Genomic DNA, 9,322 nt, shown 5'->3' with positions numbered 1-9,322 from the left:
CGCGACGTCGGGGCCGTAGATGTTCAGTGTCAGGGTCGAGAGCGAGACCTGGTCCGCGAGGCGGTTGCGCTCGGCCTGGAGCTGCTCCAGGCTCGACTGACGCTCGGTCAGGGCGCTCTCGGCCTCGATGATGTCCTTGCTCGTCGTGGCCTTGGCAAGCAGGGCGTCCATGCGGTCGACCGAGACCTCGAGCGCATGGATGCGCGCGTCGAGGTCCTGCGCCGCGCCGGTGACGTCGGTCGCCTTGAGGTCGATCCGGTCGACCGTCCCGATCGTGTCGAGACTGTCGATGACGGGCGTCACCTGGTTCGCGGGGATGCGCACGACGAGCGAGGCGCTGCCGGCCGAGTCCTCGGTCGTGGCCTGCTCCGAGCGGTCGTCGACCCGACCGCCCACGGCCTCGACCCTGGTCACCACAGCGTCGGTGGCCTTGCGGGCGTCCTTCACGCGCAGGTCGAGGTCGCCGGTCTGGACGACCTGCCGCTGCTCGCCGCTCGCCTCGAGGGTCGACGACTTGTCCCCGCCGTCCTCGGCGCTCGCGGCGTCACCCGCGCTGTTCCCGCCACCGGCGGCGGCCGCTGGAACGTCGGCGGAGCTGGCCGAGTCGCCGCTGCTGGCGGAGCAGCCCGCGAGCAGGGCGGCGAGGAGGGCGGCGCCCGCGAGCGCGGCGCCGGCGCGGTGGGTGGGTCGTGCCGTCGAGGTCGTCATGGTGGTGACGCTAGGGGTGCGAGGCGCTCGTCGGGCGAGAACGGCGAGATCGTCGCGCAACGGTGATGTGACCGTCATGAGATCGGGACCGGAGCGGTGTCAACCGATCGGGCCGCGGCTGCGTCAGGGCTGCGTCTGCGCCAGCGCCTCGGGGATCGACGCAGGTCAGCACGAACGTCGTCGGCGTGGCCCGGCCTATGCCGGGTAGGCCGTGACCGTCCAGAGGTGCTGCGCCGCAAAGGCACGCAGGGGCGCCCACGGGCGCCCGGCCTCGTCGACCGCACGCGTGTCCGGCACGTCGAGCGCGCGCCGCAGCACGAGGTCCCCGGCCGGGAAGGCATCGCGGTCACCGAGCACCCGCAGTGCCAGGTACTCGACGGTCCACGGTCCGATGCCGGGCAGCGCGAGCAGGCGCGCGCGGACGTCGGCGAGGTCGATGCCGGGCGCGAGGTCCAGCCCGTCGGCGCAGGCCCGGGCGAGGGCGACGAGCGTGCGGGCGCGCGCGCCGGTGACGCGGACGGCGGCCTGGACCTCGTCGGCGTCGCGCCCGACGACGGCGGACGGGGTCGGGAACACCGTGAAGCCACCCGGGCCGGGCATCCCGAAGGCGGCAGCGAACCTGCCGGTGAACGTGCGGGCCGCGGCGAGCGAGACCTGCTGGCCCAGGACCGTCTGGACGGCGGCCTCGAAGCCGTCGGGGTGGCCGAGGATCCTCAGGCGAGGCCGCGCGGCGACGAGCGGGGCGAGGACCGGGTCGTCGGCGAAGTGCCGACCCACGGCCGCCACGTCGTCGGCCAGGCCGAACCAGCGGGTGGCCAGCGCGGCGAGCTCGTCGTCGGACGCGCTGCCCTCGATCACGCGGATCTCGACCCTGTCCGCGGCCAGGCGGGCCTCGACTACGGTCGGTCCGTCGGCGAGGCGCACCGCGCGTCGCACGGTGCCGGCATCGACGTCGACCTCCTCGACGCCGGGGACGGCGTGGGCGCGCAGGGAGCCGAGCAGCGGGCCGGGGTCGAGGGGGACGTCCACCGCGCGAGTCTGCCCGCTCACGGGGGCGGCGCCTAACCTGTGCCGGTGATCCGTTTCCTCACGACTCTCCCGTCCGCCCCTCTCGCCGCTGCCGCGGCGCCCGAAACCACGAGCCAGGACACCGGGGTCACCGACGTGCTCCTGCTGATCCTCGCGGTCGTCGTCGCGGCGGTGGTCGCCGTGGCGGTGTCGGCCCTCGTCGGAGCCCTCGTCGGGCGCCTGGCCCGACGTTCGTCCATCGCGGCCGACCTGACCAAGCGCTCGCGCACACCCCTGCGGGCGGTGCTCGTGGTGGTCGCGGTGTGGATCGCCCTCCGGATCAGCATCGACCCGACGCACTGGCGCCGAGTCGCCGAGCACCTGCTGCTGGTGGCCCTGATCGTCGCGGTCACGTGGCTCGTCGGGAGCCTCGCGTTCGTGCTCGAGGACGCAGCGCTCGCCCGCTACCGCACCGACGTCGCCGACAACCGGCACGCGCGTCGGGTCCGGACGCAGGTGCAGGTGCTGCGGCGCGTGACGGTCGCCGTGCTCGTGGTGTGCGCGGCGGCGGGCATCGCGCTGACCTTCCCGTCGGCGCGCGCGTTCGGGGCGAGCCTGCTCGCGTCGGCCGGACTGCTGTCGATCGTCGCGGGCCTCGCGGCGCAGTCGTCGCTCGCCAACGTCTTCGCCGGCATGCAGCTTGCGTTCACCGACGCGATCCGGGTCGACGACGTGGTCGTCGTCGACGGGCAGTGGGGCCGGATCGAGGAGCTCACGCTCACCTACGTCGTGGTGCACGCGTGGGACGACCGGCGGTTGATCCTGCCGTCGACCTACTTCACGACGACGCCCTTCGAGAACTGGACCCGACGCGCGGCCGAGCTGCTCGGCACCGTCGAGCTCGACGTCGACTGGCAGGTGCCGGTGCAGGCGATGCGCGACGAGCTGACCCGCCTGCTCGACCGGACCGACCTGTGGGACCGCCGCGTCGGGATCCTGCAGGTGGTCGACGCGGTCGGTGGCTCCGTGCGGGTCCGCGCGCTCGCAAGTGCCGCCGATGCGCCCACGCTGTTCGACCTGCGCTGCTACGTGCGCGAGGGGCTCGTGGAGTGGGCCCAGCGCGAGGCGCCGCACGCGATCCCGCGGACGCGGTGGGAGGGTTCCGCGAACGCGGTGCCGACCGACGGTCCGGCGGTGGCCGGTACGTTGCGGCCGAGCGCGCCCGCGTCGGACCGGGACGTCCCGGCAACGGGTGACGGCGACGCGCCCGCGACGAGCGGTGACGGTTCACTCGCGACGAGCGAGCATGGCACGGCGCCTGACGGGCCGGCCGCCGCGCCCGCGCCGGCGGGCACGCCGCCGACCGAGCGCGTGCCCGCGACATCGGGGACGGTGCCGATCACGGCCGTGAACGACGCGCCCTCCCCGGAGCCGTCCGAGGCGGCGACGGGCCCGCTGCCCCTGCCGGGCGGCTGGGCGATGGACGACACCCAAGCGATGCGGCCCGTCGGGAGCGACTCGCGCCTGTTCACGGGCAGCATCGAGGCGCTCGAGCGGTCGCGGAACTTCCAGGGGCCCGGGCAAGACGTCATCGACGAGCGCGAGCACAACGCCGAGGTCTCGGAGGGCTCTGGGCCGGACGAGGACTCCGAGGACGACCGGCGGTCCTGATCCACGCCGACCTCACATCGGGCGCCCGCGGGACGTCTCCCTCGTGAGGCCGCCCGCGGCTCCTGGTCCGAATCTCGGGCCAGGAGTGGCGGGCCGCGACCACGACGGAAGGACGGCAGGATGACGACCATGACGGGCGACACGCTCCAGGACCTCACCGCGGGTGCGGGAGTCACGACGCACACGCTCGTCCCGTCGCCGGTCGGGCCCGTCACCCTCGTGGCGACCGACGGCGTGCTGAGCAAGCTCCTGCTGCCCGAGCTCGACGGGTCGCCCGCGCGCGGGTCGTTCGGCGTCGCGGTCGACGACGGCTTCGGGGAGGCGTCGCGCCAGCTCGCGGAGTACTTCGCCGGGATCCGCACCTCGTTCGACCTGCCGCTGCACCTCGTCGGCAGCCCGTTCCAGCAGCGCGTGTGGGCCGGCCTGATCCGCATCCGGTACGGCGAGACCCGCTCGTACGGGCAGCTCGCCGCCGACGTGGGCCTCGACCCACGGACCGCGTCGCGGGCCGTCGGTGCCGCGAACGGGCGCAACCCGCTGGCGATCATCGTCCCGTGCCACCGCGTGATCGGCGCCGACGGGTCGCTCACCGGGTACGCGGGCGGGATCGAGCGCAAGCGGTTCCTCCTCGACCTCGAGGCGACGCGGCTGTTCTGAGCGGCTTCACCCGGCTGTCCGGCGCTGTGCTGGCCTGCGCCGTCGGCCCGGCCTGGGCATCGCCGACCGCACCGGGCATGCTCTGACCATGGCGAACACCCCGACCACCGGCGCCCCGACCCCGTCGACCGCCCCCGAGCGGCACGCGTACGGGTCGCCGACCGCGCCCGTCACGGTCACCGAGTACGGCGACCTGGAGTGCCCGCACTGCCGGGCGGCGGCGCCCGTGCTGCGCGAGCTGGTCGACACCTCGGACGGGCAGGTGCGACTCGTGTGGCGGCACTTCCCGCTGTTCGAGGTGCACCCGCACGCCCTGACCGCGGCGCTCGCCGCCGAGGCCGCGGGCGAGCACGGCCGGTTCTGGGACCTGCACGACCTGTGCTTCGCGGACCAGGCGCACCTCGCCGACCCCGACCTGCGCCGGCACGCGCTGACGCTCGGGCTGGCCCCGGACTCGTTCGCCGGCGCCGCTGCGCAGCGTTACGCGCCCGCCGTGGAGAGCGACTACCTGGCGGGCCTCGCCGCCGGTGTGCAGGGGACGCCGACCCTGTTCGTCGGGAGCACGCGGTTCCGCGGGCGCGTCGAGCTGGCAGCGCTGCGCGAGGCCGTGGCGGCGGCCGGCGCCTGACGACGAGCGTCGGCTCGGACGCATGGGGCACCATGGTCGCCGTGACTGATCGCGCCCCACTCGCCCCTGTCCCGCGTACGGCGTTGGTGACGGGCGGTGGTCGCGGCATCGGCCGAGGCATCGCGCTCGGGCTGGCGCGTGCGGGGTACGCGGTGGCGCTCGTCGGCCGCACGCGGGCGCACGTCGACGAGGTCGCCGCGCTCGTCCGGGCGGACGGCGGCACGGCGTTCGCGTCGTCGGCTGACCTCGTGGACGCGACCGAGGTCGCCGACGCCGTCGCACGCGCCGAGGCCGATCTCGGGGGGATCGGGCTGCTGGTCAACAACGCGGGCGTGATCGAACGCGCCGAGACCGACTTCGTGACCGACGACGTCGAGGACGCCTGGCGGGTCATCGAGACCAACGTGCGCGGCCCGCTCCTGGTGACCCATGCGGTCCTGCCCGCGATGCTCGCGCGGGGCGGCGGCCGGATCCTCAACCTCAACTCGGGCTCCGGCTACCGCCGCTCCCAGACCTACACCGGGTACGGGATCAGCAAGGGCGCGCTCGCGCGGCTCACGACGCTGGTCGACACCCAGTACCGCGACCGGGGAATCCGCGTGCTCGACCTCGCTCCGGGGCACGTCGAGACCGACATGACCGGGTCCATGCCCATGCACGAGGGGCGCTCAGACTGGACCCCGCTGTCGGAGGTGGTCGCCCTGGTGGAGGCCTTCGGCGAGGGCGCGCTCGACGAGCTCTCGGGCCGGCTGGTGAGGGCCGGCACCGACACCGTCGAGTCGCTGCTCGCGGCGGCCGACCGCATCGTGGCCGGCGACGCGCGCACCATGAGACTCACGCCCTACGGCGACGACGACCCGATCGCCTGATCGGCCGTCCACGGCTCCCGAGAGCGAGCCACCCGTCATGAGCTCCGACCTCGAACCGATCCGCCACGAGCTCGTCCTTCCGGGCGTGACTCCGGCGAATGCCTTCGCCGCGTACGTCGACCTCGGGTCCTGGTGGCCGGCGCAGTACACCCCCGATGCGGCCGGGTTCCGTGATGCCCGGATCGAGCCGTGGCCCGGCGGGCGCGTGCTCTTCCTCGTCGATCCGCTGGGTGAGGTCGAGTGGGGCTGCGTCGTGGAGGCCGTCGACGGGACCGGGGCGAGCGCGGCGGACCCGGCGGCGCCTGCCGTCGCGCGGCTCGTCCACACCTCCACGCTCGCGCAGCCGCCGGGGACGTCGTCGGTGATCACCGTCGAGTTCGTCGAGCCGCTCGACACCCTGGGCAGCACTCTCGTCAGGTTCGCGCACGGTGGGTGGCACGAGGGCGACGAGCAGCTGCGCGCGAAGTTCGGCGACTGGCCGCTGATCCTGGCGCGCTACTCCGCCCGGGCGCTGGAGGGCTGACCCCGGCGCCCACCACGAGCGGCGTCTCGCGCGCCGACCGTCAGACCTGCACTCCCCAAGGCAGCGGCGGGAGCGACGGGGGAGGGCCGTCCGAGCCAGGCGAGCACAGCGGCAGCTTCTCGCCGAGCCAGCGCAGCAGGATCGAGCCGAGCACCGCCGCGATGAGCGAGCCCGCGAGGATGCCGATCTTCGCCTCGGACAGCTGGGTCTCGTCGTCGAACGCGAGCTGGGCGATGAACAGCGAGATCGTGAAGCCGATCCCCGCGAGAACCGCGCCGCCGAGCAGGTGCCCGTACCGCACGCGGCCGGGCAGCTCGCCGAGCCCCAGGCGGATGGCCAGCGTCGCCGCGCCCGTGATGCCGACCGCGTTGCCGACGACGAGCGCGACCGCGACGCCGATTGTCAGCCGCGACCGCATCGCGTCCGACAGGGTGTCGGGATCGAGCTGGATGCCAGCGTTCGCGAGCCCGAACAGCGGGACGACCACGTAGGCGCTCCACGGGTGAAGCATCCGCTGCAGCCGGTCGCTCGTCGGCACCGCGGCGCGCGCCGCGAGCTCGGCGAGGTGCTCGCGCTCCGCGGTCGCGTCGTCGACCAGGTCGCCCGCGTACCCGGCCACCGCCTCGACGTGCTCCCGGCGGGGCAGGGTGGCCGGCACGAGCAGCCCGACGAGCACGCCCGCCAACGTCGCGTGCACCCCGGACGCCTGCACCGCGCCCCACAGCACGAGCCCGGCCAGCACGTACGGGGTCAGCTGCCACACCCGCAGCCACCGCATGACGAGCATCGCGACGACCACGAGCGCGGCCAGCCCGAGCGCGGCGAGGTCGACGTCGTCCGAGTAGAAGACGGCCATGACGGTGATCGCGCCGATGTCGTCGACGATCGCCAGCGTCAGCAGGAACAGGCGCAGCCGGTCCGGGCACGCGGGACCGAAGAGCGCGAGGATCCCGACGAGGAACGCGGTGTCGGTCGACATCACGACGCCCCACCCGTGCATGGCGTCGGTGCCCGCGGTGAACGCGAGGTAGATGAGCACGGGCACGAGCAGCCCGCCGAGCGCACCGAGCGCCGGCACGGCGACCGTGCGGCGGTCGCGCAGCTCGCCGTGGCTGACCTCGCGGCTGATCTCGAGACCGACGACGGCGAAGAAGACCGCCATCGCGGCGTCGTTGACCCAGTGGTGCAGGTCGAGGTCGATCGACCAGCTGCCGACGTGCCATCCCGCGGTCGTCGACCAGAACGCCTCGTACGCGTCGGACCACGGGGAGTTCGCCCACACCAGGGCGAGCACCGTGGCGCCCAGCAGCACGACGGCGGACCCGGCCTCCGTGGCGAGGAAGTCCCGCACCGCGGGGGAGACGCCGGGGACTCGGACGCGCAGGTTCGGCCCGGGCGAGGACGTGGGGGCCGACATGGCGTCCAACGTCGCAGGTCGGGGCGGCGGACGCAACGGGCGCGCGACGTGACGTTCGCCCGACGGCCCGCGACCGGTTACAGGTCCTTCTCGCGGTCACCCAGCAGGCGGGCAGCCTGGTCGGGCACGTACGTCGACAGGTCGCGCGGGGGCCGCTCGTACCCGCTCGAGGGAGCGGGACGGTCGGGCAGGTGGATCTTGTCCCGCGGGACGTCGGTGTACGGGATGGTCGAGAGCAGGTGGGCGAGCATGTTGATGCGTGCGTTCTTCTTGATGTCCGACTCGACGATGAACCACGGGCTGGCCGGGACGTCCGTGTGCACGAGCATCTCGTCCTTGGCGCGCGAGTACTCCTCCCACCGCGAGATCGACTCGAGGTCCATCGACGACAGCTTCCACTGGCGCAGCGGGTCCTTCAGGCGCGAGCGGAATCGCTTGAGCTGCTCGCCGTCCGAGACCGAGAACCAGTACTTGCGCAGCAGGATCCCGTCCTCGACGAGCATCTGCTCGAAGATCGGCGTCTGCCGCATGAAGCGGCTGTACTCCTGCGGCGTGCAGAAGCCCATGACGCGCTCGACTCCCGCGCGGTTGTACCAGGAGCGGTCGAAGACCACGATCTCGCCTGCGGCCGGGAGATGGTTGACGTAGCGCTGGTAGTACCACTGCGTCTTCTCGCGCTCGGTCGGGGCGGGAAGTGCCGCGATGCGCGCCGTGCGGGCGCTCATGTACTCGGTCAGGCGCTTGATGGTGCCGCCCTTCCCGGCTGCGTCGCGACCCTCGAAGATCACGACGATGCGCGCGCCCGTCGCTTTGACCCACTCCTGGAGCGTGACCAGCTCGGTCTGCAGCCGGAAGAGCTCCGCCTCGTAGACCTTGTTGGACAGCTTCTTCTTGTCCGCCTTCTTCGCCATCCTCGGAACCTAGCGGTCCTGTCGCCCGCGCGCCCCGTCCGGCGACGAACGCGCCGGACGCGACCTGCGCGCCGCGCGCGGCCCCCACGAACGCGGCCCCGTCACGCCGCGACGTCGAGGCCGTGGCGGGTGACGAACGTCCAGCCGCCGGACGGTGATCGACGGATCTCGATCCTCAGTCGATGGACCAGGTCGTGGTGGTACCAGCACAGCAGGATGCCGGAGTTGGCGTCGGTGCTGCCGCCGTCGGCCCAGTGCTCGACGTGGTGGAGCTCGCCGAGCGCAGGCGGGGCGGTGCAGCCCGGGTACCGGCACGTCCGGTCGCGGGCGACGATCGCGCGGCGGCGCGGCCCCGAGAAGGTCCGCTCCGCCCGGCCGACGTCGATCAGCTGGGACGACGGGCCGAACACGAGGCGCGTGAGCTCACCGTCGCACGCGAGCCGGGCGAGGACCGGTCCGGGCAGAGTTCCGCCGCCGAGGATGTCGGTCACGGCGAAGCGGTCGATGTCGGAGATCGGCGGAAGCCGCCGCGGTCCGCGCGCGGGCCGGCCAGAACGATGCCGAAGTCCGACCGGTGGGCGTGAACGAGCGTCAGCGCCCGACGAGGAGTCCGGTTGTGGGCCCGTGCCCGGGCCTGGGCCCGTGTCCGGGTCCGGATCGGGCGGCGGGGTGGCGGACGGCACCGATCCGTCGGCGCGATCCACTCCACCTGGGATCGGCGCGTCCGGCTGGTCGTCCGGCTGACGGTAGGCGCGGCGCACCGCGCGCTGCAGCGTCTCGAAGTCGACCACGCACGACAGGTGCGGGCGCACGTCGCTCCCGCCCCCGACCATCCCTTGCTCGAGCGCCAGCCGCGCGAGGTCCGCGAGCGCCTGACCGCGGCGCTGCGGCGTCGTCCGGGTGTCGTCCTTCGTCGGCGGCACCATCAGG

At 73.8% G+C, this 9,322-nt stretch carries 10 protein-coding genes; 5 read left to right on the top strand and 5 right to left on the bottom strand.

The genetic code is table 11. From position 1 onward, the window contains the following. Both D1825_RS02360 and D1825_RS02355 read right to left on the bottom strand, forming a co-directional pair. Positions 1-708 (bottom strand): DUF4349 domain-containing protein (locus tag D1825_RS02360; RefSeq protein ID WP_158580665.1); only part of this gene is annotated, 708 nt, incomplete at its 3' end. A gap of 195 nt (positions 709-903) precedes the next feature. After that, positions 904-1,737 carry a DNA-3-methyladenine glycosylase family protein gene (locus D1825_RS02355; RefSeq protein ID WP_199721467.1) on the bottom strand — a complete coding sequence of 278 codons (834 nt, stop codon included), beginning with the start codon at positions 1,735-1,737 and terminating at the stop codon, positions 904-906. Positions 1,738-1,782: 45 nt separating this feature from the next. Between D1825_RS02355 and D1825_RS02350 the strand changes: the two genes are divergently transcribed. The 5 genes from D1825_RS02350 to D1825_RS02330 all read left to right on the top strand — a co-directional run bounded on the left by D1825_RS02350 (position 1,783) and on the right by D1825_RS02330 (position 6,064). Continuing rightward, positions 1,783-3,387 carry a mechanosensitive ion channel family protein gene (locus tag D1825_RS02350; RefSeq protein WP_233549573.1) on the top strand — a complete coding sequence of 535 codons (1,605 nt, stop codon included), beginning with the start codon at positions 1,783-1,785 and terminating at the stop codon, positions 3,385-3,387. Between the two features lie 120 nt (positions 3,388-3,507). After that, on the top strand, positions 3,508-4,044 hold the full coding sequence (locus D1825_RS02345; protein ID WP_233549572.1) for a methylated-DNA--[protein]-cysteine S-methyltransferase: 537 nt from the start codon (positions 3,508-3,510) through the stop codon (positions 4,042-4,044). Positions 4,045-4,132: 88 nt separating this feature from the next. Beyond that, on the top strand, positions 4,133-4,672 hold the full coding sequence (locus tag D1825_RS02340) for a DsbA family protein (protein ID WP_118765880.1): 540 nt from the start codon (positions 4,133-4,135) through the stop codon (positions 4,670-4,672). Between the two features lie 32 nt (positions 4,673-4,704). Then, positions 4,705-5,541: an SDR family NAD(P)-dependent oxidoreductase gene (locus D1825_RS02335; RefSeq protein WP_118765879.1), complete on the top strand. Its 837-nt coding sequence runs from the start codon at positions 4,705-4,707 to the stop codon at positions 5,539-5,541. Positions 5,542-5,578: 37 nt separating this feature from the next. Continuing rightward, complete coding sequence (locus D1825_RS02330; RefSeq protein ID WP_118765878.1) at positions 5,579-6,064, top strand: SRPBCC family protein; 486 nt, start codon at positions 5,579-5,581, stop codon at positions 6,062-6,064. Between the two features lie 40 nt (positions 6,065-6,104). Here D1825_RS02330 and nhaA read toward each other — a convergent pair whose 3' ends face one another. The 3 genes from nhaA to D1825_RS02315 all read right to left on the bottom strand — a co-directional run. Then, positions 6,105-7,481 carry a Na+/H+ antiporter NhaA gene (nhaA, locus tag D1825_RS02325; protein ID WP_118765877.1) on the bottom strand — a complete coding sequence of 459 codons (1,377 nt, stop codon included), beginning with the start codon at positions 7,479-7,481 and terminating at the stop codon, positions 6,105-6,107. 77 nt (positions 7,482-7,558) lie between these two features. After that, positions 7,559-8,392, bottom strand: coding sequence for a polyphosphate kinase 2 (gene ppk2, locus D1825_RS02320; protein ID WP_118765876.1), 834 nt, complete (start codon positions 8,390-8,392; stop codon positions 7,559-7,561). A gap of 101 nt (positions 8,393-8,493) precedes the next feature. Then, positions 8,494-9,322: HNH endonuclease signature motif containing protein (locus D1825_RS02315; RefSeq protein WP_138067369.1), on the bottom strand; the 829-nt coding region annotated here is incomplete at its 5' end.

The sequence above is a fragment of the Cellulomonas rhizosphaerae genome (assembly GCF_003470205.1).
GTDB lineage: Bacteria > Actinomycetota > Actinomycetes > Actinomycetales > Cellulomonadaceae > Cellulomonas > Cellulomonas rhizosphaerae.
This window is presented reverse-complemented; position numbering and strand designations above follow the sequence as displayed.